Origin of the sequence: Aliikangiella marina, from assembly GCF_007004765.1 — a bacterium.
GTDB classification, from domain to species: Bacteria; Pseudomonadota; Gammaproteobacteria; order Enterobacterales; family Kangiellaceae; genus Aliikangiella; species Aliikangiella marina.
The window spans coordinates 291,136-314,608 of sequence record NZ_VIKR01000005.1; the positions used below are offsets into that span (position 1 = coordinate 291,136).

Consider the following 23,473-nt stretch of genomic DNA (forward strand, 5'->3'; position numbering starts at 1 on the left):
AGAAGGGGCTTATGCCCCTGTTCTTTTTTTCATGACTATCGCTTTACGTGTTGAAAATTAAGAAAAAGCACTTTATAAATTTAACTTAAAACCTTCGTGGCTAGCTGTAAATCCTAAACGATTGTAAAACCGGATCGCATCGGGTCTTTTTTTGTCTGAGGTTAACTGAACAATACTGCAACCTCTTTGTTGTGCGCGATTGATTGCCCACTCAAAAAACTGTGTTCCCAGCCCCTTACCGCGAAAGTCCTTGTGAATACGCACACCTTCAATAAGACATCGCCATGAGCCGGTGTGAGTTAAGTAGGGTATAAAAGTCAGCTGCAACATACCGACAACCTGTGAATGTTGCTTAACGATGATTAGCTCATTATTTGGATCTTGCTCTATCGCTCTAAAATTATCGATATACGACTGATTTAATGGTCGACGGGTATCTTCTCGTTGTTGGCCGAGTTCATCGTCCGCCAACATGGTAACTAAAGTATCAATATCGTGAATGGTTGCAGGTGCAAAGGTTAGATCAGTTGTCATAGATAGTTATTCTAGTGTTTTTGGATTAGATGATCCTATTTTCTCAATTGTGGCCTCTATTAATTGCATTGATTTTAGGCTTGGCTTTTGTAAATTAGCGTAAGCTTTTGACGAGCAATAGTAAAAAACAACTTCCTCATCTTGGTTGATGTTCTTTAATTGAGTGAGGAGTAAAACAAGATCACTTTTTAATTCGAGGTTGTCCTTGTACTTAGCCAAAAATGATTGCAATGATGTCAACTCGTGGCCGGATTGTTGACTATTAGCTAAGCCTGCGACATCGTCTGCGAAGGCTAAATCACAACTGTAGGCTTTAACTTCTGGATTTTCTGTAGCGACCGAGTGAGAAATACTGGCGATGTTTAAATCTATAATCGATGTTAGTATTAACCAATAAACAAACTTAAACATGTTAATGGGCCTCGTTTCAATTGCATCTGAAAACCGATGCTTGTTTTATATAAGTGACAATATATAAGATAAAATCGATCAGATGCAATATATTTGATGTAATACACTTGATGCAGTATATAGCTGGCTTAGTTGCTCAATTAAAAATTTTTAATCAAAAGTTCGTTCACACCCAAACGATTCCCTTTGTGGTAATTGTTAGTTACTCAGTTTGCCTTTTTTATTATCTGGTCAATATCACTCCTCATCCGATGGGGATGGATGGTTATTACTACCTTTTACAGCATCGCGCCATTATTGAAACTGGTGAACTTTATGTTAACGACGCACCAATTACATTTTTGATAGTTGCCTTACTGTCATTTCTGTTTTCACCCGTTATCGCGGTCAAACTGGTTAGCATACTGGCGTTAGCGGCTTGTCTTTATTTTTGCTCTCGAATCATTTTTGAATTAACTCATAATGCTTGGTGGAGTCTGCTCGCTGTATTATTAATTTCAACGAGTCCGAATATTGAGTTTTATCTAACTGAGTTTATTAAAAACGGTTTAGGGTTAGCAATCGTAGCTTGGGTAATATTGAAAACGCTGCAATTCAATCGCGAAAAATCAAAGGGCACGCTCGGTTTGATAGCATTATTAATCTTGTGCTTATGGCTGACCCACAAAGCGGCTTTTGGTCTTGCATTAGGTTATCTTATTAGCTGGTCCTTAATTAACTTTACCCTGAGAAAATCACCTGTTCATTTGTTGACAATCTTTTACCTAAGTTTATTTTTAGTTGGGAGCTTAATTGGCTATGGAACGCTCGGCATCGATGACTTTATTAGTCAATCGCAGCCGACAATTCTGAATGCTTCTAGTGACTTATGGCCCTTTGGCTATCTAATTGAAGGTTATTTTTCGCTGATTGCTATCGTTGTTGGACTTTTGGTACTAGCGCTTACTTGGTCACATATTACCCGAAGCGAACTGTGTTTATTACTACCGTCTATCGTTTATTGCTTGGTTACAGTGGTTATTTGGTGGGGGGAATCTTTGAACCCAGAAGGTGTTAAAGCGCGGTTATACTTGATGACGATGATTCCGACGAGCTTTGTCATCACCTTAGGACTGTCGATAATACCTCGTATTCAACTTGCGGTCGTTTTGGCGTTAATGCTAGTCGCGGCTAAACTCATGTTGATCAGTCAAACTCAGTTCCCTCTCAAGCAATATACTAGTCCCGAAAAAGCAGTTAATGAGTTAATAACTAGTATAGAAAAATATATACCGCGAGATGCCGTAATCATTTTCAGTGAGCGATTTTTTGTTTACCGAATTGCCTATGAAACTCGGCGAGCGACACGACTATGTCGCTATGAAAATGATGATCGTCAGTACTGGCGCGTTGATTTAGCTAAAAAAGAAGGTCGACTGCAGTCAAATCAAATTGACTATAGCGAGTACTTTAGTTATATGCCCATGGATGTATGGTTAGCGAATGTACCGAAGGAGAATGATTATTGTCGCCGCTGAAAGCTGTGTTATAGTCGAAGACATTGGATGAGGTGAAGCATGGTTTTTACAGGGTTATGCGGTGTTAAAAGCGAGTGTATTCGTACTTTTCTCTTTATTTGCGGTTATTGATTCGTTAACGAATGATACCTATGCGGTTGTGGCAATCGATAGGTATGGTGACCAATCGAATAATGAGTTTCTCAATGAGACAGGTTACTGGGTCTATGGATTTGAACAAAGTCTGTTTTTAACTTGTGAAGGTAAGCTTTACTGGATGTGGACACCAAGCGATTTTAAAGGCAAATATAGCCAAGAAGGAAGCAAGAATCCGGTGTTGATCGAAGGGTATATTAAGCAGCCTAATCCGATAGAAAATATGGGTTCCACCTTGGAAACTATTGTGATAAAAAATATTCAGCATGTTCAGTCGGTTTGCTAGACAGCCCGTCTCTGTTCAGTTGAATGTTGTATTTGATAAATTTTGGAGTTAGTCAATTGTTATATAAATATTTGATAGCGACAGCACTGTTGCTTGTTAGTTTTGAGTCGATTGCGGGAAAGATTGTGACCTTTGATGCACAACAAGCATTATTAAGAACAAAGGTTGCCCAGAAAAAATTTGAGCGGCTACGAGCGAAGCCCGAATTCGCAAAAATTATGAAAAATGCTGAGGAATTACAAGCCAGCTTAAAGAAACTTGATAAAACAGGAATTGAAAAAGGAATGACCTGGACCGACCAAGAGCGAGTAGAACATCGAAAAAAAATGGAATTTATTCAGGCGGATTTGAAGTTGGCCGGACAAAAGATTCAATCTGAGCAAAGCGCTTTAATGAATACCATAATGACAGAATTAGAGCCTAAATTAGGCAAAGTATTAAGTGATTATATGGAACAGCAAGATATCGATATTATTTTGCGAAAAGAAGCGATCTTTATCTCTAAACCGGTAGCTGATATTACTGAAGATATTATTAAGGAATTGGATAAGCTTAATTAGTCTTTGTTCTAATAAGAAACTAATATGAAAAAAATAATAATAACACTCTCATCATTATTCGCGATATTTTTAGCGGTTCGTTATTCGCCGATGAGCGGTCAGATATTACATCAGCTTATCGCTGACATTTATCCAGCGTTTAGTGGTGAGACGGATAATATGAGTACCAGAGGGGGGCAAACATTTTTACTATTAAATGTTTCCTTTTTGGTCTTTAGCTTAGTTCTAGGTTTAGTTGTGTTATCAGGCTTAGCGATGAGAAAGCATATCGCTATTTACGCATTTTTTATTTTAATATCGATATGCTTGGTCGCGGTTGCTTCACCGTTTTTCTGGCCTCGAGAAGTATTGATGCGTGTCTCCGGTATGCTTTTATTGTTGTTCGTGTTAGCGTTTACTGCTGGTTTATGGACACTGCTTGGTTATTATTATGCTAAGTTAAATGACTTTGCAGAATGGCATCAGTTTGTCCGAATCGCTTTTAAAGGAAGCTTCTTTCTTGTTGTCAGCTTTGGTCTTATGCTGGTCGCTATCTACTCAGTTATTTTATCTTGGGATCTATGGGGAGATTTATCGGCTGGTCTAATGTCAATTGAAAGTATTGCAACTGCTACATCAGTTATTTTTGGACTATTAATTACTTGGAAAGTATTTGCCAATGATTGTCAGGATTAACCGTGAGTAGAATAGGTTTTTCTACTACAAATGAATGTAAACAGTTCCTGCATAAGCATAGGTGATTTCTAATCCTTTATCAGACGCCTCAATGTCAACTCTTGTCGAAGCATACTCGATGTCTTCATAAGGCTCCCATACACCACTAATGCTGTAGGGATTAGTAAAGTCGAAATCACAGCTTTCGTTGCAAGCTGTTTCTACTTTGGTTAAAACCAAACTTCCATCGGATTTAACTTTTTTTACTTCGCCGCGATATTGATAACCTTCGCCAACTGAGTGTGAGTAAAATGTTTTGCCAATGAGGTTCATGGTGAGTAGGTCGGATAAATTAAGCTTTCCTGGTTTATATTTGCCGGTAAAGCCCGGCGCAAAAAAATCTCCCCACTTAAGTCTTTCGAAGCCTACTTGCTCACTGGTAACATCACGCAATGATTCTAAATATTGATGAGACTCTACCGCATCAAATGTCAGATAGCGAAGCAATGCATAGGTTATCATGCCGGTACGATGAATTCCTGCTGCGCAGTGGATATAAAAGTATGCGCCACCTTCCAGTAATGCTTGCCACTGACTAAAAACGCGTCGAAAACTTTGATCGTTTTCACTTGCCGGTGGTTTTGCATTCTCGAGTGGTAACCATAACCAATTGATTCCGGCTGCTTCTACTGCTTTCTTTACCGCTAACGCTCCTTCTTTCTCTGAAATTAAAGTAACGACATGAGTAACACCTTGAGCCTTAATATCGGGCAGTACTTTGGTCTTCAGCCGATGACCGATGGCTATTGCACCGTTATTGATATAAATTGGTTTGAGAAGGTGTTTTGCTGATGACAAACTTATAAAATCCTCGAGTGTTGGTTGTTAAATTAGTTGATAGAGCGGTTTACCAGTGCGAAAGATTACAATATCACAGTATTCTAATAAGCGCGGGAAAACTAGGTGTTTAAGAAGATAGCATCTTACGTAAATTTTCCATCTTAGATTTTCCGCTTTCACGCTTTTCATCATCGGAAACTTGTAGCCGATCTTCTTCCCAATCAAGATCATCTTGCGGCATTTCTTCTAGGAATCGAGAAGGAACTGAGTTGACCATTTCGCCATAACGCGCTCTTTGTTTAGCGACCATAATAGCCAGTGTTTCTTTGGCTCTTGTCACGCCGACATAAGCTAAGCGTCTTTCTTCCTCAACATTATCCTCTTCAATGCTCGATTTATGCGGTAATAATTCTTCTTCCATACCTAATAGGTAGACATGAGGAAATTCGAGGCCTTTGGAAGCATGTAAAGTCATCAACTGAACTTCATTGTTTTCTTCTTCGTCGTCATTGTTTCTGTCGAGCATTTCGCGGAGACAAATTTTATTAACGGTCTTGGCAAATGGGTCATCCTCGTTTGCATTGTCTTCAATTCCCCGCTCGATCCAGCTTAATAACTCGGTGACGTTTGCCCAGCGAAACTCAGCAGCCTTCGGTGAACTCGACGTTTCAAACAAATAGCCGTGATAGCCGATGTATGCCATCAACTCGTTAAGTACCGCAACGGGATCACCACGCTTAATGTTATCACTCGCTCGTGTCATTATTTCGCCAAATTTTCTGACCGCACGAAGTCCTTTACCAGATAAATGCTCTTCTAAACCAACTTCAAAAATTGCCTCGAATAAGCTGATATGTCGGTGGTTGGCGTAAGTGCCGAGTTTTTCTAAAGTTGTAGCGCCAATTTCTCGGCGTGGCGTATTTGATATTCGAATAAAGGCATTGTCGTCATCAGGGTTAACTAATAGCCGTAAATAAGCTAGTACATCTTTTATTTCTGCACGCGCAAAAAATGAGGTATTGCCGCTGACTTTGTAGGGTACCTGTTTATTGACCAGTGCACGCTCGACTAATCGTGATTGGTGATTGCCGCGATATAAAATGGCAAAGTCACTAAATTTAAAATTGCTGCGAATCTTGCGAGCGAGAATTTCACTGACAACTCGCTCCGCTTCATGGTTATCTTCTTTGACTGAAAGAATTCGAATTGGCTCACCATATTCTTTGTCTGACCAGAGAGATTTATCAAACAAGTGTGGGTTGTTAGCAATGAGGACATTCGCGGATTTTAGTATCCGTCCGCAAGATCGATAATTTTGTTCAAGCTTCACGACTTTTAAATTCGGGAAGTCATGTTGTAATAATTCTAAGTTTTTCGGCTGCGCACCGCGCCAGGAATAAATCGATTGGTCGTCATCGCCAACAACAGTGAAACTGCCAAGTTTTCCTGTGAGTAATTTTACCAATTCATATTGGCTTGTATTGGTGTCTTGATATTCATCGACCAATAAATAGCGGATTTTGTTGTGCCATTTAATTCGTATATCATCGTGGTTTCTCAGCAAGAGTGTTGGGATAAGAATCAAGTCATCAAAGTCGACTGCGTTGTAGGCTTTGAGACTTCTTTGATAAGCCTCATAAAGTTTTGCACTTATCAGTTCGTCATTATCCTTTGCTTGTGCAATCGCTTGTTCAGGTAATAGCAGGTCATTTTTCCAAGCCGATATTCGGTTGAGGATGGCAATCAATTCACTTTTATCGGCATCTACGCCAAGTTTGGATAATTCCCGCATCAGTGCGAGCGAATCTTGATCATCAAAAATGGTGAAATTCTGTCTGATACCAAGCGCTTGATGCTCGCGCCGTATAATATTCAGCCCGAGATTATGAAAAGTCGATACAATTAGTCCTTTCGATGCGCCGTCCCCAAGTAATTTAGTCACTCGAGCCTTCATTTCTTTAGCCGCTTTATTGGTGAAGGTCACTGCCGCAATTTGATTGGCTTGATAACCACAGTTTGTGACTAAATGTACAATTTTTTGGGTAATAACGGCGGTTTTGCCACTTCCTGCGCCTGCTAACACTAACAACGGCGACGAGGTTTGTTTGACGGCAAGCGTTTGCTGTGGATTGAGGCGAATAGTCGACAAATGAAATACTTCGGTTAATGCTGTCTGGCTATGACATAGGTATAAGGAATTGAAAAGTATTCTATTGAATCAATCGGAGGTTGCCAAATAAAAAATCAACAAGAAAAGGTTTATCCATTGAATAGGACTATTTTACTCGCTAAGGTGTTGAAATACTGAAATTTTTAATCATCAAACAATGGTTGCCACTCACCGTGTTGCGCAATTTTTTCGACATCAATGGCTTTGCCATCCCAACTTGCCTTAAGGCTCTTTGGGTCCTCTTCGTGTTCCTGATAAACACGAACATTAACCCAAGGCTCAAACGGATTTGGTCGAAATTGATACTTGCCTGGCATCAATTGCCTGACTTTGTGTGAGTGCATACTTCTTCCCTTGTCCCGCTAGTCTTCCAGACCCATCAATGCATTTCCTTGTTATTAGTGATCAGAAGTGAAAAGTGAGTTCTTTTTTATGTTGTCTGCAGATCAAACAAATTAACGGTTCAAATGAACAAATTATTTGTTTACTTGTTCGGATTAGATTTGTCGATAAAGCTTCACTGGATGAACACGACTTTGTGACTTCTCACTGTCACTATAGACAATTCTTTTGAGATAAGCTGATAGATTTCAGGTAGGCCTTGAATAAAGGGGCGTTTTTGTGCGATTTAATCTCAATTTAATGAATACTTGCTCAAGCCACTTGCATTAGCATTCTCTCAAGACGCCGATAACTCAAGGCTTCGGCAAGGTGCGCTTGAGTAACCTTTTTGTGACCGCCCAGATCGGCAATAGTGCGCGACACTCGCAATATTCGGTGATACGCTCGTGCAGAGAATTTAAGCTTTTCAAGGACAGCCAAAATGAAGTCCTCTGCGCCCTCGTCAAATTGGATCTGTTTTTCTAATTCTCGTGGGTTCAGCATTGAATTATATTTCCCTCTGGATTCGATTTGATGTTCCATCGCCGTGATGACTCTTTGGCGAACTATCTCCGACGGTTCAGCGTTAGTGTCGGGAATCGCTTTCAGTTCCTCTTGAGTCATCGCGGGAACATCAACATGCATATCGATTCTGTCGATGAAAGGACCTGATAGTTTAAGGAGATAACGTCGAATCTTGTCAGAGGTACAACGGCAAACCCCTTTAGGATTGCCAAAATGGCCACAAGGGCATGGATTCATCGCGGCAAGAAATTGAAAGTTTGCCGGATACTCAGCTTGACGCGTTGCTCGAGAGATGGTTACCGTTCCTGACTCTAAGGGCTCACGAAGAACCTCAAGAACGTGTCGATCAAATTCCGGTAATTCATCCAAGAATAAAACCCCATGATGGGCCAGGGAGATCTCTCCAGGTTTTGGATTGCTACCTCCGCCAACCAGCGCAGCCGCCGAAGCGGTGTGATGAGGACTTCTGAAGGGGCGTTGTCGCCAGTTATTGGTGTCTAAACCTTGATGGCTGACCGAAGTTATTGCTGCAGATTCAATTGCTTCTTGCTCACTCATCTCAGGTAGAATGCCAGCTAGGCGAGTTGCTAGCATGGTTTTGCCGGTACCTGGAGGCCCAATGAATAACAAGTTATGTCGACCTGCAGCGGCGACCTCAAGGGCCCGTTTGGCTGCATATTGACCTTTGACTTCAATTAAGTCGGGCTGAGGCTCAATTACTTTTTTAGTAGCAGGTAGATCTTCAATGTCAATTTCTCGTTGGCCATGAAGAAAGGCACAGACTTGAAGCAAGTGATTGCACCCGACCGCTTGACTGGAGCCTACCAATTGCGCTTCAGACAAGTTTTGTAGCGGAACCATTAGTTTGCGTTGGGCTTTTTTGGCGGCGAGTGCCCCGGGTAAAACACCGTTAACAGAGCGTAGCTCTCCAGACAGTGCCAGCTCCCCCATAAATTCGTAGGCTTCAATATCATCGACTTTGATCTGCCTTGACGCAAGCAGGATTCCGAGGGCAATCGGTAGGTCAAATCGTCCACCATCCTTCGGAAGATCGGCAGGAGCTAGGTTAATAGTGATGCGACGTGCCGGAAATTCAAAGTTAGCGTTGATTAGCGCACTTCGAACTCTATCTTTGCTTTCCTTTACGGCGGCTTCAGGCAAGCCCACAATATTCAGACAAGGTAATCCATTCGATAAGTGGGTCTCGACGGTAACTAGCGGCGCTTCAATACCAATACCGGCTCTAGTATAAACAATTGATAATGCCATTCAGCCTTCCGTGGCAAGTTCGTGGACTGTTATTAAACGCTAAGGTAACGGTGTAAAACTATCGCTAATCAATTAATTTTGTGTGAGACATACTTAATTCTTAGTGTGAGAAATTTTTAGTAAGTTGACTGTCTGGAATTGAATATCTTCGCTCTACTTAGGCGCATTGGCTTTGATAGAGCTGGTGAGCTTTTTTTGAGTAAGTGAGATTAACCGATAATATTAAACAAGCGTTCTTTAAACGCTTCTTGTATATCTTTAATAATAGATTTCCAAGACGACATCTGATCTTCATTTAATACTCGGGATAATTGATACTCTTGATTATCACTGATTTTTTTCATGGTGGTGAGCAACTCATGCTTTTCTCGAAAATTAAGTCTGACTTTGCGACTGGATTCTAGCGAGATTCGAAATTTCTTCAATAGGCGATCTCGTTTGCGAGTGCTCGAATCGATAATCTTTACCATTTCTTGATGTTGTTCAGAGGTCAAGTCAAAAGTCTTCGCAAATTCGGCTAAATTGGCTCTAGTTTCTTCAGGTTTTGGCAGCGATAAGCTGTTGGCCGATGCGGAGAAAGCCATGGCGTGAAGCGTGGTCATAACAATAAAGAACAATAGCGTTTTCACTTAAAACTCCTGCAAACCAATAATTTGGATAACTATTAAGGAAATAAAATACCATAATATCAGCATTGAAGTAGGATTTTTTACACTCAATTATAGTGAAAGTAATAAACTATTCGATTGTGAGCGATTTGCAGCTAGTTAAAATAGAAACGGCGTCACCACGAATAGGTGGACTTTAAGTTGTAAGTATTCTTTAGTGAACACTCTTTGGCATGTCGACAGAAAGTTTTAAGTCAGATACTCATTCGACTCATAAAATGGCAGACAAGTAACTAATGATTTGTTTAAATAATAAAGCTGAATTCACACTACATTCAATCATCAATGAATAATGAACTTTTAGAACAATCTGTCCAGTGTCCTTATTGTTGGGAGACTATTAACGTACTCGTCGATACATCTGATGCTGATCAATCATATATCGAAGATTGTCAGGTTTGTTGTCGCCCAATTGTGTTTGAAATCAGTCAAGACATGGCTGGGTACTGCCAGGTTATCGTCAAGTCAGAAGATGATTAAGTCAACTAAGCACTGAGGAAGTATTATGAAATTTCAAGGTAGCTGTCACTGTAAAGCGATTCAATTTGAAATCGAAGCACCCAATGAAATTGAAGTCGAAGACTGCAATTGTTCGATGTGCTCAAAAGCGGGATTTTTACATCTGATTTTACCGCTCGAACATTTCAAGTTACTGTGCGGCGAAGAATATATCTCTACATACACATTTAATAGCGGTGTTGCTAAGCATACGTTTTGTAAAAAATGTGGTGTAAAACCTTTCTATACACCTCGCTCTAATCCGGATGGCATTGATGTAAATGTAAGATGCTTGGATACCAAACCCACGACGATTAATGTTGTAAAATTTGATGGTCAGAATTGGGAAGACAATGCCCACAAAGTCGCACATAAAAGTCAGGTTAAAAATCAATAGAAAGTGATTTATTTTAGTATTGGATTTGGCGTGTAGACAAACGGTATCTATCCTATGACCAATGGTTTTTATCGATTCTCTTTTGTATTTTCAAATCTTAATCTCACCATTTATCCGAAAACATCTAACTAATATCTGAGTTAATTTGAACTTTCTTGGGTTCAGTTGAACAATGAATACTCTATTTATAATAAATCGGTTTAGAGGGTAGTAACATGAGCCGTAATCAAGTCAATCTGCATTTAGTTCCGGGTGACGAAAAGGAAGTTGAAATCCATGTTACTGTAGAGCAAGAAGAAGATATTGCTGCATATATGTTTTCTTCTAATCAAGCGCATTTCGCCGAAGTTTTTATTCGTTGGTTGCGAGAGCGTGTTGACCAACCTGTCAGTGATTTCGACTTCAACTTGGCTGGGACAGATCCGGTAAATACTCGCCTGAAAGAAGAACTCGCTAAATCAGGCGCTAATGTCAAACTAGCCGGTTAGTTTATCGTATTCGATATTCTTTACCAATCAGCATCGTTACGCTGTCAATGGTAGTAACCCCAATCACAGTGTCTCGGGTTAGGAACGAGTCTTCAGTCTACTATTCACTAATCAATTAATGTAATTTATTTACATGACAGTAAGCGGATAAAAAAATATACTGTCGATCTGTTGATACAATAACTACATCAATTCAAACAGATATGCATAATTTTATAATTGAATTTAAACAAGCTCTCACTCCTGAGTTCTGCGACTCTTTGATTGCAAAGTTTGAGCAAGACTCCAACAAACAACCGGGTCGTACTGGAGCCGGAGTTGATGTAACCAAAAAAGATAGTATTGATCTATTCATCTCCGAGCAACCGGACTGGCAAAATGAGTGTACTGCGATTAATCAATCAGTGACTCGTGCAATGATCGAATATGTCAAACAATATCCAATGATGTTAACCGGCGCTATCTCGCCGAGCTACGTTGACCCAAAAACAAAGCAACCAAAAGCATTTAGCCATACGGATATTCAACAACTTTCCGAGCAACAGCTCCTCGAATTAATCGGTGCGATTTATCGCCTTGATGCCATTAATATGCAAAAGTATTTCAAGGGCAAGGGTGGTTATCACCACTGGCATTCAGAGCACTATCCTCATCCAACCGATCCTGGTCAAAAATCGCTTCACAGAGTGCTTCTATGGTTAATTTATTTAAATGATATAGAAGAAGGTGGGGAAACGGATTTCTTCTATCAAAATGCCAAAGTAAAACCAACTAAAGGCAGTATAGTTGTTGCCCCTTGTGGTTTTACTCATACTCATCGCGGGTCGATTCCTGTTTCTTCAGATAAATATGTATTAGCGAGTTGGGTGATGTATCGACCTGCAGGTGAGTTATATGGTCAGTAGAGCTATCTATTTCGCGTAAATCTCACGCATGTAAAAATGTAAATCTTCATCTTCTGATTTCCGATAAAGCTGTGCTTTGCGGGTTGCGGTTTGTTTTGATTCGCCCTCGACTTCTTCAACTACATTACCTTTAATTATTCGTCGCCTAAAACCTGATTTATTTAGTTTCCCGCCTAATATAATTTCAAAACTTTGTTGTAATTCAGATAGAGTAAATTTCTCCGGTAAAACATGGAGTGCAATAGTGGTGTATTGCGCCTTGCTACGTAAACGTTGAAAAGCTTCTACGACTAATTCATTATGATCAAAGGCAAGTTCCTCACTGATATTTCCTTCATCATCAATTTCACACCAACGGCTATCATCTTCATAACTTACATCTTCAGCGTTTACTAATGCAAAATAAGTAACTGTTACAGACCACCCTCGCGGGTCGCGAAAACCATTTCCAATCGCGCCGAGTTGTTCGAGGTAAGGTACTTGGTAGCCGGTTTTTTCTTTTAACTTTCTAAGTGCAGTTGCCTCAATTGACTTGTCATGATTAATATCAATAAATCCACCGGGAATTGCCCATTGGTCTTTAAATGGAAAATCTTTTCGCTTAGTAATGAGTACCTGCACTTTTTCATCAATAATCGTGAAAATAACCGTATCCACACTGGTTAATGGCACATCGTAATCATGGATGTTGTAGTTATCTAAAAAAGCTTGTTCCTGAGGATTGGTATTCATCAATATTCTCTATGTTGGGTTTAGCCATGTCACCTAAATTCGAATCATTTATTTTGCGCAAGCCACAAAATTCCGATTGCCGCCGAGGCACTCAACTTTTTGCTTTGGATAAAGCCCAAGGCTTCATCGAGTGGTACGATATGAGTCTTGATATCTTCATTCTCTCCGGTTGCACCAAATACACCTGATGTATCAAGGCTTGCTTCGCAATAAAAAACACTCGTCAATTCAGAGGAACCACCTGGGCTCATATAAAACTCGCCAATTAGTTCTTTCACTTGGCAGCGGTAGCCAGTTTCTTCTTCGATTTCCCGGGCCATTGCGTCGGCCTTATCTTCTCCTTGCTCAACAATGCCTGCAGGTAATTCAAATATCCATGGTGTTTCATTATTCTCCAGAGGACCTATCCGAAACTGTTCGGTAAATAACACCAGCGCGTTCTCGGGATCGTAAACGATAGCACCAACAGTTGGCTCTCTGACAAACAATTCGCGCTTATGCACTTTACTTAGCGAACCATCAAATTTTGGGTATTGGACAGTATGACGTTTCAATTGAAAGAAACCATCATGGCAAACTTCGCTTTGTAAAATATAATCAGATGAGTTGGGCATTGTGTTTAATGAACTCCATATAATTTATTTTCAAAAATGTAATGAGCAATCATATCGTCTAAGTAATTTTTAAACCGAGCAGCAAACAAAAAGCCTGGCCTTGGGTATTCAGCAATCAGCTCTCTTATCATGGTGCTATGAACAGAAACCCGTTCACTTACCGGGCGTATATTCCACCGCTTTAAAATTTCATCGCCTTTATAAAATTTACGCCAAGTTTCAAAACTCGCGTTATCTGGGCCGATAATAAAAGTCAGCTTTGGTTCGATATCAGCCGAACGATATCTCTCTTCTAGAGCTTCCAGTAGATTGAAGGTGAACACTGGAGCTTTATTTTTCTCACCCAGCTCTCTCTCGATCGAGGAAGTTGCGATTGGAGTACTTTGCGTAAATTTGAGGTATTTCTCTTGATGAAATGCTTGCCCTAGCATACTTGCCATATAAAGTCGGTACTGATAAGGGACCATTGATTTTCCAAATGCGTGTCGATAGCTAGGTACTAAAAGGATTTCATCATAATCCCGATACACTTGCTCGATAATGTCTTTATGCCCCAAGTGGGGTGGATTAAACGCCGATCCAATAATGCCAACTCGCTTTGAAATCATGTTTTACTCCTATGCTTGACATAATAGTATACTGTGTGTACTATTAATAGTATATCAAGTGCACTATTAAAGCAAGCGTTCGAAATAACACTTAAAAAATTGTCTCAATTGAGCTTTAATAGTTAAATAAAACAATAGGTTATAAGAATTCTAGTCGATGAGAATATTAGATAAGCTTATTGGTTAAAGCTAACATCAAGGAGTTTAAACATGAACCAGCTTAGTTTTGAAAATACCGCCGCTTTTGATGTTGATGCGCAATATACTTTTACCCCAGAGTGTCCAAAGGAATTGCCTGTCGCAGGTGGCACAGAAATTGTTCCAGCGCTAAATCAGCAAGCTAAGTTAGCAAGGTTACGAGTTGGCTCGAAAGATGCTCATAGTCCCAAAGCGGTATGGGTTGCTCATGAAATACAACCGATGTTTTCTGAAGTGAAAGGTGACAACGTTGATATTGCCTGGAATGAACATGCGGTCCCAGGGACCAAAGGGTTTGAGTTAATCGATGGTTTGCCTCGACCAGCGGAGTATGACTTCTTTGTTTGGAAAGGGATCGAGTTAGATATGCACCCTTATGGTGCTTGTTATCACGATTTGGCTGACCAGATGAGCACTGGTGTTATTGAGTATTTAAAACTGAACGAAATAGAAAATGTGATTGTGGGTGGGTTAGCGACAGATTACTGTGTTAAGACTACGGCTTGCCAATTACGAAGTGCAGGATTTAACGTTATTGTTAATTTATCCGCATGTCGTGGAATTGCCGAAGATACTATCGCGTCAGCAATTGAAGAAATGAAACAACAAGGTATTGTGATTGTTGAAAATATCGAGCAGTTGCAAAATTAACAAGTTGTCAAAAGAATTGACCGATGTAATAACTGGTGAAGTCGTTAAATAAGGATAAAACCATGGCAGTACAACCGATTATAAAATCATTATTGGATACCGATCTTTACAAGCTCACAATGATGCAGGTCGTACTTCATCATTTTCCTGCGGCTGAGGTGGAGTACACATTTAAATGCCGAACTGAGGGTGTTGACCTCGTGCCACTTGCAACGGAGATTCAAGATCAGATCAGACAGTTGTGTGAACTACGATTTACGGAAAACGAAATCCACTACTTAAACAATATTTATTATTTGAAGTCGGATTTTGTCCAGTTTTTAAAGTTATTTCAGTTAGATTTTAACAATGTTCAGTTTGGCCGGGACGAAGCCGGTCAACTTGAAATTAAAGTGGTCGGTTCTTGGTTGCATACCATCCTTTTTGAAGTACCGATTCTTGCAATAGTTGAAGAGGTCTATGCTAAACATTACCACGCACAGCATGATCTGAAGGAAGGTCAAAAACGACTCAAAGAAAAAACTGATTTAATTAAAAAACACCCATTGGGTAGCCAGTTAAAGATTATGGAGTTTGGTACCCGGCGGAGGTTTAATCGAAAATGGCAGAAGCAGGTGGTTGAACATCTTAACCGGAGCGTTGAGGACAATTTAGTAGGAACCAGTAATGTGTATTTTGCGAGAGAGTTAGGTATTACACCGCTTGGAACGATGGCGCACGAATATCTTCAGGCATTTCAAGCTTTGGGTCCAAGGCTGATTGACAGCCAAAAAGCAGCGCTTGATATTTGGACCAAAGAATATCGCGGTGATTTAGGGATTGCCTTAACTGATGTCGTCGGTGTCGATGCGTTTATAAGAGATTTCGACCGTTACTTCGCTAAATTATTTGATGGAGTGCGACATGACAGTGGTTGTCCTTTTGAGTGGGCTCGGAAAATGATAGCTCACTATGAGGCATTAGGTATTGATCCTAAGACAAAAACATTGGTATTTAGTGATGGTTTGGACATTCCGCTAGCATTAGAAATTCTCACTGAATTTAATAAAGTGACTAATGTGGTTTTTGGCATTGGAACTAATTTGACGAATGATGTCGGTATCAAGCCACTCAGTATTGTGATGAAAATGACTCGCTGTAATGGACAGCCGGTTGCGAAAATAAGTGATAGCCCCGGTAAGACGATGTGTAAAGATGAAGCTTACTTAAGCTATTTAAAAAATGTATTTCAAATTGAAGAAGCATAAGGAGGGCAGCATGAAGATAACACTTGCCCAATTAAATTATACCGTCGGTGATGTTCAAGGGAACTTTAAGAAGATACTTAAAGAATATGAGAAAGTTGCTGATGAAGCTGGTTTGTTGATTTGCTCCGAATTAGCGATTAGCGGCTATTATCCACAGGATTTGATTTTAAGAAAGGTGTTTTTAGATAAACATGATAGCGCTCTAAATCAACTAATCGAGGCTACAAAGGGTAAAGCCTGTAAAATCGTTGTTGGGTTTATTGCGAGAAACGAAACTGATGGGAACAACAAGCATTTCAATGCACTAGGGTTAATTGCTAACGGCAAGCTCGTGTTTGAGTATCATAAGCGACTGTTACCGACTTACAATGTCTTTGATGAGGCCAGACATTTTAAACCAGGCGAAGAAACCGGTGTGTTTGAAGTTGAAGGCAAGCGAGTAGGCTTTTTAGTCTGTGAAGATGCTTGGGCTAAGTCGACGCCATTTGAATACGCTCAAGATCCGGTAGAAGACCTACGTAATCAACACCTTGATCTCGTTATAGTGATTAATGCTTCACCCAGTAATATCGGTAAGCAACAAGAGCGATATCAAGTGGTAAGTGAAGTCGCTGAGGTGACCAAAGCCCCAGTGGTTTATCTGAATCAAGTTGGTGGTAATGATGAGTTAGTTTTTGATGGTGCAAGTTTTGTCGTCGATAACGTTAACCAATTAGCGATACAGCTAGAGGCATTTGTTGAGCAAACTAATAGCTTTGAACTTTCTGAATTGGTTAACCTAAAAGCCAACCCAATAGCTTTAATTGAAGAAGATTTCTATTGGCAACAGACTGTTTTAGGCATCAGGGACTATGTACGAAAATGTGGCTTTGAGAGAGTTGTTATTGGCTCTTCAGGTGGAATTGATTCTGCAGTAACAATTGCGATTTGCGCTAAAGCTTTAGGCCCAGAAAATGTCACTGCGGTTACTATGCCATCAAAGTTTTCTTCTCAAGGTAGTGTTGATGATTCGGTCGATCTTTGTGCCAACTTAGGTGTGAAGTTACTCAACGCGTCAATTGCTGAAGAATTTAAATTGTCTGTTGAGCGATTTGAGTCAGTAACCGGTGAGGTTCCTTCAAGAATCACACAAGAGAACATTCAAGCGAGAATTCGTGGCCGGATTTTAATGGAGTTTAGTAATCACTATGGCGGGTTAGTTATTTCTACCGGAAATAAAAGTGAGATGAGTGTTGGTTATGCAACGCTGTATGGCGATATGAACGGTGGTGTTAATCCCTTAGGTGATTTGTACAAAATGGAAGTCTATGCCATTGCGAAGTATATAAATAGCAATGCGGGAAGAGAAATTATCCCGATTAATATTATTGAAAAGGAGCCTAGTGCAGAACTATCTGAAGATCAAAAGGACAGTGACTCTCTTCCGCCGTACCCTCTGTTAGATGCAATTTTAGAGCTTTATATTGAAGGGGATTTGTTAATTCCAGAAGAACGAAGCCGATGTGAACGAATCGTCGAGGAATTTGCTGCAACGGAAGAAGAAATAAGCCGAATTCAACGCATGGTGAATAACGCTGAATTTAAAAGAAAGCAAGCACCACCGATTATTCGGGTACAGAAACGTAGTTTTGGAATGGGACGATGGTTACCGGTCGCAGCGAGGTATTAGCTTGGGTGACTGGACATTAATTGAGTCAATAATAAAGAAAGAATTAGAAGGAGAAGATTACACTCTAGTGGTGTATGAATAGGGAGTAGTAAAATGAAAAATACACTTAAAACAGTAACAATGTATCGGCCAACAGGAAAAAATGAGCTTCAATTAGTTATTGATAGTGGCTACAAAAAGTGGCCACCAAGACTACCTGAGCAACTTATTTTCTATCCGGTTACTAACGAGCGTTATGCAATTGAAGTCAACAACTGGAATGTTAAGGAAAAAGGTATTGGTTTCGTAACTAAGTTCGAGGTACAAAAGTCGTTTGTTGATCGCTATCCAATAGAAACTGTTGGCGCTCGACATCATACAGAATGGTGGATTGTGGCTGAGGATTTAGAGGAGCTTAACAATAACATCGTCGGTAAGATTGAAGTGATCGGCGAATATCATGAGGTAGTATAACCATACCTATCTCTTGCGCGTTAGCTAAGAGATAGGTTTGCAAACTTTTGTGAGCTTATGAAAATCAGAAATACAGGGGTAGATAAAAATACAGGGGCCTATAAAAATACAGGAACCTATCAAGATACAGGATATTAAGATGAGTAATATCAATCTAAAACAATACTCAAAATTTTTAAGTTATGTATTGAGACATAAACCTGAAGAGATCGATTTAAAACTCGATGATAACGGCTGGGCTGATATTGAGAGTTTAATTGAAAAAGCGAGAAATCAAGGTAAACACTACTCTTTTGAACTCATTCATAAGATAGTTGAAGATAATGATAAGCAGCGTTTTGCAATCAGCGAAGATGGCAGGAAGATACGTGCTAATCAAGGCCATAGTATTAAGGTGGAACTTGATTTAAGAGCGATTGAACCACCAACAATTTTATTACATGGAACTGCGCAAAAAAACCTATCGGCTATTAGAGAAGAAGGTTTAAGTAAAAAAGATAGGCATCATGTTCATCTTACAGAGAATAAACAAACCGCTTTAGCGGTTGGCCAACGGTACGGTAAAGTTGTTCTATTGCAAATCGATAGCGGAAGCATGCATAAAGAAGGATTTAGTTTCTATCGCTCAGACAACAATGTCTGGCTAGTTGATTCAGTCCCCGCGGAATACATTAGTGAAATTGATTAGGAGACTTATTAGAAATGAAGTCCTAATTATACTGGTGGAAGCCGTTAAATAGAATTAAGAAACCAAGAAGATAAAAGTAAGTAAAAGAACTAATTAAATAACTAGAAAGTGTAGTCATGGATATTAAGAATAAGGATGAATTATTAGCATATCTTGCCAGAGAAAAGCGCATTAAGTATGTATTCTTTTGGGGGCATACCAATAAAAATAAAGCTTTGGTTAACAAAACCTGTTTTAGTCAATGGTACCCATCATCATTTGAGCTAGATGGTGTTACTTATCAAACCGCTGAGCATTACATGATGGCAGAAAAAGCGAGAATCTTTGGCAATAGCGAACTTGTTTCAAAAATAATCGAAGCCACAAATCCTTCTAAGGCTAAAGCTCTCGGTCGTCAAGTTACTGGTTTCACAAATGAAATTTGGAATCGGCATCGATTTGAGGTCGTCGTTAGAGGTAATTTAGCTAAGTTCTCACAGAATAAAACAATGAAGGAATATTTATTGAGTACCAATAGACGTGTGCTAGTTGAAGCTAGTCCAGCTGATAATATCTGGGGAATCGGTTTAACTGAAGATCATAAAGATGCGTCAAATCCGTTTAAATGGAAAGGTTTAAATTTACTCGGGTTTGCGCTGATGGAAGTAAGAAAATTATTAAAGGAATAGAAAATGAGCATTGAAATAATAAACGGAGACATTACCGCGCTTGAGGTGGATGCGATAGTTAATGCTGCTAATCGTTCGCTTTGTGGGGGAGGCGGCGTAGATGGTGCAATTCATAGAGCTGCCGGACCAGAGCTATTAGCTGAATGTCGGACACTAGGTGGCTGTGATACAGGCGCTGCAAAGATAACGCAGGGATATCAATTGGCTGCTAAATATATAATCCACGCAGTTGGGCCAGTTTGGTATGGTGGAAATAAGAATGAGGAAGAGTTGCTTCGTGCTTGTTACCGAGCATGTTTGGAATTGGCAAAAGACTATCAAGTCGAGACAATTGCTTTTCCAGCGATTAGCTGTGGTTCTTACCGCTTCCCGATTGAGAAAGCCTGTGAAATCGCTATTGAGGTTATAAAAGACCATTTGTTGGAGGAGAGAAATCTAAAGGTTTTACTTGTCTGTTTTGAAGACAAAATATCTAGAACATATTCGAGAATACTAGACAAAAAATGAAATACGAAATTATAGAAAAATCCTGGTCTAAACGACGCAAACTAGACGAACAAGTAGAGATAACTGATATTGAATTTAAAGATTTCGCTAAGGTCCACAATCATTTTTGTAAGATGATTGTCACTTATAGTGATGGGAAAAGTGAACGACTCGTCGCGAGGGTAGTCTATAGTGATATCAATCAGCATTGGATTGTTGATGGTATGTCGGTCGCTGTACGTTTGAAGGATGAAGATGAAGCTCAATAAGGCAATTATTTTAATCTTAGTAATTTTTCTAACTGCCGAAGTTTCTGCGAAAGAGAGTATTTGTTATGGCACGACTTCGAATGGAAAGCTGAAGAATGGGGTCGAGCTTCCCTCTGGCGGTGCCAATTACGTATCTTACTCTTCAGTTGCTCGTATAGCTGGGCGCACCTATGTCCATTCTGCGGTAAGAGATATTATTGTCGCAGCCTATAAAGAACTAGAGATAGAACAACCGAGAAAAGTCTACAAATATGCGGAAACGGGCTTTGAAGAAGGAGGCCAATTTAAACCGCATAAAACTCACAGAAATGGTTTGTCGGTTGATTTTATGACGCCGGTTACTAATAAAAAAGGCGAGTCGGTCCATTTACCGACTAACCCTTTTAATAAATTCGGTTATAACATTGAATTTAATGCGAAAGATGAGTACGACGACCTTAAGATCGATTACGAGGCGCTTGCGGCACATATCGTTTCGTTAGATAAACAGGCGAAAAAACTCGGTTATGGAATTTGGCGAGTAATATTTGACCCCAAATTGCAACCTAATCTACTTAAAACTCAATATGCCGACTATTTAAAAAAGAATATTGAATTCTCTAAAAAGCCTTCCTGGGTGAGACATGATGAACATTATCATGTTGATTTCATAGTACCCTGTGAAAAGCTTAATTAGCACTCTCTTTCTTACTATCGGTTAGAATTTTTTCAAAAACTTCAGCTCCCGTTTCTCGGGCAAGCTCAATATTGTTTTCAGGAATCGACTCTGGATCTAAATATCCTTCTAATACTTTTTCTAAACTTGCTTCTCGTAAAATATGGATTGCCGGGTAAGGAGACCGATTAGTAAAGTTAGACGGATCTTCCTGAGTCACATCATTAAAACAATAATCAGGATGAAAACTGGCAAGTTGATAAGTGCCCTCATAACCCTCTTCAATTAATAAGTCATTGGCAATTTCAAGAAAGTCAAGATAATCAAAAAAGCTTTCTAGGCCAACTGGGTAGATAACGATAGTCGTTTCAATTTCAGAGCTTTCATCTAGACGCTTAAATTCATTGACTAGCGAATGCAGTTGCTCCTCAGTATTCGCATCATTAACGAGTTCAAAATGAATACTACCTCTATCAAACTCACGTTTAGCAAAAGGGCAAAAGTTATATTCAATAATGGTATTCTTAATCCAGTATTTAATCGCATTAATGACTTGTTGCTCGTCCATTGTTATTTTTAACCTTGATGCTCTGGTTTTAGTGACATACCAACATGATTTGGATGTGATTCGATGCGCTTAAACCATGCTGCTATTGCAGGATAATGGGAAAGATCAAATCCACCTTCCTCGGCGACATGGGTATAGGCATAGAGTGAGATATCTGCAATAGTATATTGGTCACCGACAAGGTAGTCATGAGATTCGAGTCTGGCATCCATAATTGACAAAGCTTTGTGCCCACCAGGTTGCTTAGATTCATATTCCGCTTTTCTTTCGTCAGGTAGACCTTGATACTTGTTGATAAATCTTGCCACTGCAATATATGGCTCATGACTATATTGCTCAAAAAATTGCCACTCTAGAACTTTAGCTCGAAGGAAACGGTCCTTGGGTAAAAATTCTGTACCTTCAGCTAAGTAGTTTAAAATTGCGTTAGACTCAGAAAGGTATTCGCCTGAATCTAATTGAAGAAGCGGTATCTTAGCGTTTGGATTCATTTGTCTAAACTCATCCGTAGCAGCCTCACCTTCAAGTACATTGACATTAACCCACTTAAAATCGATTTCGAGCAAATTGAGTAAAAGGTAAGCTTTATAACAATTACCGGAAACAATATCGCCAAACAAAGTTAACATTTGCTTGAGGTCCCATAAGTAAACTGTAAGAGAACCACTATTTTATGCTTTTCATACTTGAAGGCAATAGCTAACCTATCTCTTTTGGTTATTGAATTAAAATTTCAATAATTAGATTCTAAATAATTAGTTTTTAAGCACTAGTTGTTAAACACTCAGATTGGGAAATGTTTTTACTTTTCAATTTGCTGAGTCTTCAATCGATATAAAGAAACTAAGCTGTCTTTCTTTCCGGCTCAAATGACTCCGGTTGAATAGGCGTGTTAGGTTTAAGTGAGTGTTGAAATCTTACCAACTCTATTCTGCCACTTTCATCCTCAATCAAAGCAGTTTTGTTCTCAATCCAGTCGCCATCGTTCATATATTTAATTCCGTCAATCTCCCGAACATCAGGGTGATGAATATGACCACAGATAACGCCAGTGCAGTCGCGTCGTTTCGCTTCTTGGGTTGCAGCCTGCGCATAAGAATCTAAAGCAGTTTTTGCTTGCTTAACATTTTCTTTTAAGTAGCTTGATAGTGACCAGTAAGGGTATCCAAATTTATTTCTAATCTTGTTGTATGAACGGTTTAACCACAACAGAAAATCATAGGAAATATCACCAATCCATCCATAAAAGCGATTAAGTCTCACTAAATTATCAAAACGATCGCCGTGGAGTAGTAAGAACTTTTCACCAGATTTGCTGGTGTAGACATATTCCTTATAGATTTTAATATTTCTATAGCGATAACCAATAAACTTTCTTAAAGTTGCGTCGTGATTACCCGGTATGTAAAAAATCTCGCAACCGCGTTTTGCCATTTTGAGGAAGTGTTTAAATAGTTTGGTATGGCAATGAGGCCAGCGCATACCCGATTTAAATTCCCAAAAATCGACTATATCACCGAGCAAGAAAAGTTTTTTTGGCTTAACCGTTTTTAGGAAACTAAGAAGTTCCTCTGCTTTACTCTCTTTATGTCCTAAGTGAATATCCGAAATCCAGATTGATTCACATTCCCGGACAAACTGCACTTTTTGGCTTTTCATGTGATTATTCAACTAATTACAAATAGTTAACTAAGCTTTTCTAGATACTCGCGAATTATCGGGTCGAAAA

Annotated in this window: 30 protein-coding genes; 17 read left to right on the forward strand and 13 right to left on the reverse strand. The window is 39.5% G+C overall.

The annotated features are described in order from the left end of the window. Window positions 1-72: 72 nt before the first annotated feature. Together FLL45_RS18555 and FLL45_RS18560 are read right to left on the reverse strand one after the other, a co-directional pair. Entirely contained in the window at window positions 73-534 is a 462-nt protein-coding gene (locus FLL45_RS18555) for a GNAT family N-acetyltransferase (protein ID WP_142943551.1), read from the reverse strand. A gap of 6 nt (window positions 535-540) precedes the next feature. Further along, entirely contained in the window at window positions 541-945 is a 405-nt protein-coding gene (locus FLL45_RS18560) for a hypothetical protein (protein WP_142943552.1), read from the reverse strand. Window positions 946-1,055: 110 nt separating this feature from the next. Here FLL45_RS18560 and FLL45_RS18565 point away from each other — a divergent pair, with 110 nt between their 5' ends. From FLL45_RS18565 to FLL45_RS18580, 4 genes are all read left to right on the forward strand, one after another. After that, on the forward strand, window positions 1,056-2,462 hold the full coding sequence (locus tag FLL45_RS18565) for a glycosyltransferase family protein (RefSeq protein WP_142943553.1): 1,407 nt from the start codon (window positions 1,056-1,058) through the stop codon (window positions 2,460-2,462). Between the two features lie 61 nt (window positions 2,463-2,523). After that, complete coding sequence (locus FLL45_RS18570) at window positions 2,524-2,883, forward strand: hypothetical protein (protein ID WP_142943554.1); 360 nt, start codon at window positions 2,524-2,526, stop codon at window positions 2,881-2,883. Between the two features lie 125 nt (window positions 2,884-3,008). Beyond that, a complete protein-coding gene (locus FLL45_RS18575; RefSeq protein ID WP_185964544.1) occupies window positions 3,009-3,443 on the forward strand; it encodes an OmpH family outer membrane protein in 435 nt (144 codons plus the stop codon). A 24-nt stretch (window positions 3,444-3,467) separates the two neighbouring features. Continuing rightward, the gene (locus tag FLL45_RS18580; RefSeq protein WP_142943556.1) at window positions 3,468-4,118 is read left to right on the forward strand and encodes a hypothetical protein; all 651 of its coding nucleotides are present in this window, start codon (window positions 3,468-3,470) and stop codon (window positions 4,116-4,118) included. A gap of 24 nt (window positions 4,119-4,142) precedes the next feature. On the opposite strand, the gene FLL45_RS18585 is transcribed toward FLL45_RS18580, so the two are convergent. The 5 genes from FLL45_RS18585 to FLL45_RS18605 form a co-directional block, all read right to left on the reverse strand. Next, entirely contained in the window at window positions 4,143-4,955 is an 813-nt protein-coding gene (locus tag FLL45_RS18585; protein ID WP_185964545.1) for a protein-tyrosine phosphatase family protein, read from the reverse strand. Window positions 4,956-5,064: 109 nt separating this feature from the next. Further along, the gene (gene rep / locus FLL45_RS18590; protein ID WP_342778777.1) at window positions 5,065-7,086 is read right to left on the reverse strand and encodes a DNA helicase Rep; all 2,022 of its coding nucleotides are present in this window, start codon (window positions 7,084-7,086) and stop codon (window positions 5,065-5,067) included. 164 nt (window positions 7,087-7,250) lie between these two features. Further along, the gene (locus FLL45_RS18595) at window positions 7,251-7,451 is read right to left on the reverse strand and encodes a hypothetical protein (protein WP_142943558.1); all 201 of its coding nucleotides are present in this window, start codon (window positions 7,449-7,451) and stop codon (window positions 7,251-7,253) included. Window positions 7,452-7,761: 310 nt separating this feature from the next. Further along, a complete protein-coding gene (locus tag FLL45_RS18600) occupies window positions 7,762-9,282 on the reverse strand; it encodes a YifB family Mg chelatase-like AAA ATPase (protein ID WP_142943559.1) in 1,521 nt (506 codons plus the stop codon). A gap of 209 nt (window positions 9,283-9,491) precedes the next feature. Further along, window positions 9,492-9,911, reverse strand: coding sequence for a hypothetical protein (locus tag FLL45_RS18605; protein ID WP_142943560.1), 420 nt, complete (start codon window positions 9,909-9,911; stop codon window positions 9,492-9,494). A gap of 324 nt (window positions 9,912-10,235) precedes the next feature. Here FLL45_RS18605 and FLL45_RS18610 point away from each other — a divergent pair, with 324 nt between their 5' ends. From FLL45_RS18610 to FLL45_RS18625, 4 genes are all read left to right on the forward strand, one after another. Then, window positions 10,236-10,430 carry a CPXCG motif-containing cysteine-rich protein gene (locus FLL45_RS18610; protein WP_142943561.1) on the forward strand — a complete coding sequence of 65 codons (195 nt, stop codon included), beginning with the start codon at window positions 10,236-10,238 and terminating at the stop codon, window positions 10,428-10,430. 25 nt (window positions 10,431-10,455) lie between these two features. After that, window positions 10,456-10,845 carry a GFA family protein gene (locus tag FLL45_RS18615; protein WP_142943562.1) on the forward strand — a complete coding sequence of 130 codons (390 nt, stop codon included), beginning with the start codon at window positions 10,456-10,458 and terminating at the stop codon, window positions 10,843-10,845. A gap of 215 nt (window positions 10,846-11,060) precedes the next feature. After that, window positions 11,061-11,333, forward strand: coding sequence for a hypothetical protein (locus FLL45_RS18620; RefSeq protein WP_142943563.1), 273 nt, complete (start codon window positions 11,061-11,063; stop codon window positions 11,331-11,333). Between the two features lie 203 nt (window positions 11,334-11,536). Beyond that, on the forward strand, window positions 11,537-12,238 hold the full coding sequence (locus tag FLL45_RS18625) for a 2OG-Fe(II) oxygenase (RefSeq protein WP_142943564.1): 702 nt from the start codon (window positions 11,537-11,539) through the stop codon (window positions 12,236-12,238). Window positions 12,239-12,244: 6 nt separating this feature from the next. Here the strand turns inward: FLL45_RS18625 and FLL45_RS18630 are convergent, their stop codons facing one another. The 3 genes from FLL45_RS18630 to FLL45_RS18640 are packed head-to-tail and all read right to left on the reverse strand — an operon-like array spanning window position 12,245 to window position 14,192. Next, on the reverse strand, window positions 12,245-12,970 hold the full coding sequence (locus tag FLL45_RS18630; RefSeq protein ID WP_142943565.1) for an NUDIX hydrolase: 726 nt from the start codon (window positions 12,968-12,970) through the stop codon (window positions 12,245-12,247). Between the two features lie 44 nt (window positions 12,971-13,014). Next, on the reverse strand, window positions 13,015-13,584 hold the full coding sequence (locus tag FLL45_RS18635; protein ID WP_142943566.1) for an NUDIX domain-containing protein: 570 nt from the start codon (window positions 13,582-13,584) through the stop codon (window positions 13,015-13,017). Between the two features lie 5 nt (window positions 13,585-13,589). Continuing rightward, a complete protein-coding gene (locus FLL45_RS18640; protein ID WP_142943567.1) occupies window positions 13,590-14,192 on the reverse strand; it encodes a nucleotidyl transferase family protein in 603 nt (200 codons plus the stop codon). A 210-nt stretch (window positions 14,193-14,402) separates the two neighbouring features. On the opposite strand from FLL45_RS18640, the gene FLL45_RS18645 reads away from it, so the two are divergent. The 9 genes from FLL45_RS18645 to FLL45_RS18685 all read left to right on the forward strand — a co-directional run bounded on the left by FLL45_RS18645 (window position 14,403) and on the right by FLL45_RS18685 (window position 21,197). Beyond that, window positions 14,403-15,041: an isochorismatase family protein gene (locus tag FLL45_RS18645; RefSeq protein ID WP_142943568.1), complete on the forward strand. Its 639-nt coding sequence runs from the start codon at window positions 14,403-14,405 to the stop codon at window positions 15,039-15,041. Window positions 15,042-15,103: 62 nt separating this feature from the next. Beyond that, window positions 15,104-16,288 carry a nicotinate phosphoribosyltransferase gene (pncB, locus tag FLL45_RS18650; RefSeq protein WP_142943569.1) on the forward strand — a complete coding sequence of 395 codons (1,185 nt, stop codon included), beginning with the start codon at window positions 15,104-15,106 and terminating at the stop codon, window positions 16,286-16,288. A gap of 10 nt (window positions 16,289-16,298) precedes the next feature. Then, window positions 16,299-17,957: an NAD+ synthase gene (locus FLL45_RS18655; protein ID WP_185964546.1), complete on the forward strand. Its 1,659-nt coding sequence runs from the start codon at window positions 16,299-16,301 to the stop codon at window positions 17,955-17,957. A gap of 93 nt (window positions 17,958-18,050) precedes the next feature. Beyond that, entirely contained in the window at window positions 18,051-18,410 is a 360-nt protein-coding gene (locus FLL45_RS18660; protein ID WP_142943571.1) for a hypothetical protein, read from the forward strand. A gap of 139 nt (window positions 18,411-18,549) precedes the next feature. Beyond that, window positions 18,550-19,098 (forward strand): RNA 2'-phosphotransferase, encoded by a 549-nt coding sequence (locus FLL45_RS18665; protein ID WP_142943572.1) that lies wholly within the window; start codon window positions 18,550-18,552, stop codon window positions 19,096-19,098. Between the two features lie 116 nt (window positions 19,099-19,214). Then, entirely contained in the window at window positions 19,215-19,766 is a 552-nt protein-coding gene (locus FLL45_RS18670) for a riboflavin biosynthesis intermediates N-glycosidase (protein ID WP_142943573.1), read from the forward strand. 3 nt (window positions 19,767-19,769) lie between these two features. Continuing rightward, window positions 19,770-20,273, forward strand: a complete 504-nt coding sequence (locus FLL45_RS18675) for an O-acetyl-ADP-ribose deacetylase (RefSeq protein WP_142943574.1) — start codon at window positions 19,770-19,772, stop codon at window positions 20,271-20,273. Next, window positions 20,270-20,521: a hypothetical protein gene (locus FLL45_RS18680; protein ID WP_142943575.1), complete on the forward strand. Its 252-nt coding sequence runs from the start codon at window positions 20,270-20,272 to the stop codon at window positions 20,519-20,521. Before FLL45_RS18675 ends, FLL45_RS18680 begins: the two co-directional genes overlap by 4 nt. Beyond that, complete coding sequence (locus FLL45_RS18685; protein ID WP_142943576.1) at window positions 20,508-21,197, forward strand: penicillin-insensitive murein endopeptidase; 690 nt, start codon at window positions 20,508-20,510, stop codon at window positions 21,195-21,197. Before FLL45_RS18680 ends, FLL45_RS18685 begins: the two co-directional genes overlap by 14 nt. On the opposite strand, the gene FLL45_RS18690 is transcribed toward FLL45_RS18685, so the two are convergent. The 3 genes from FLL45_RS18690 to FLL45_RS18700 form a co-directional block, all read right to left on the reverse strand. After that, on the reverse strand, window positions 21,190-21,744 hold the full coding sequence (locus FLL45_RS18690) for a DUF1415 domain-containing protein (protein WP_142943577.1): 555 nt from the start codon (window positions 21,742-21,744) through the stop codon (window positions 21,190-21,192). The two genes, FLL45_RS18685 and FLL45_RS18690, sit on opposite strands and share 8 nt — an antisense overlap. A gap of 8 nt (window positions 21,745-21,752) precedes the next feature. Continuing rightward, window positions 21,753-22,373, reverse strand: coding sequence for a glutathione S-transferase family protein (locus FLL45_RS18695; protein WP_142943578.1), 621 nt, complete (start codon window positions 22,371-22,373; stop codon window positions 21,753-21,755). Between the two features lie 214 nt (window positions 22,374-22,587). Next, on the reverse strand, window positions 22,588-23,403 hold the full coding sequence (locus FLL45_RS18700) for a UDP-2,3-diacylglucosamine diphosphatase (protein ID WP_142943579.1): 816 nt from the start codon (window positions 23,401-23,403) through the stop codon (window positions 22,588-22,590). Window positions 23,404-23,473 lie beyond the last annotated feature (70 nt).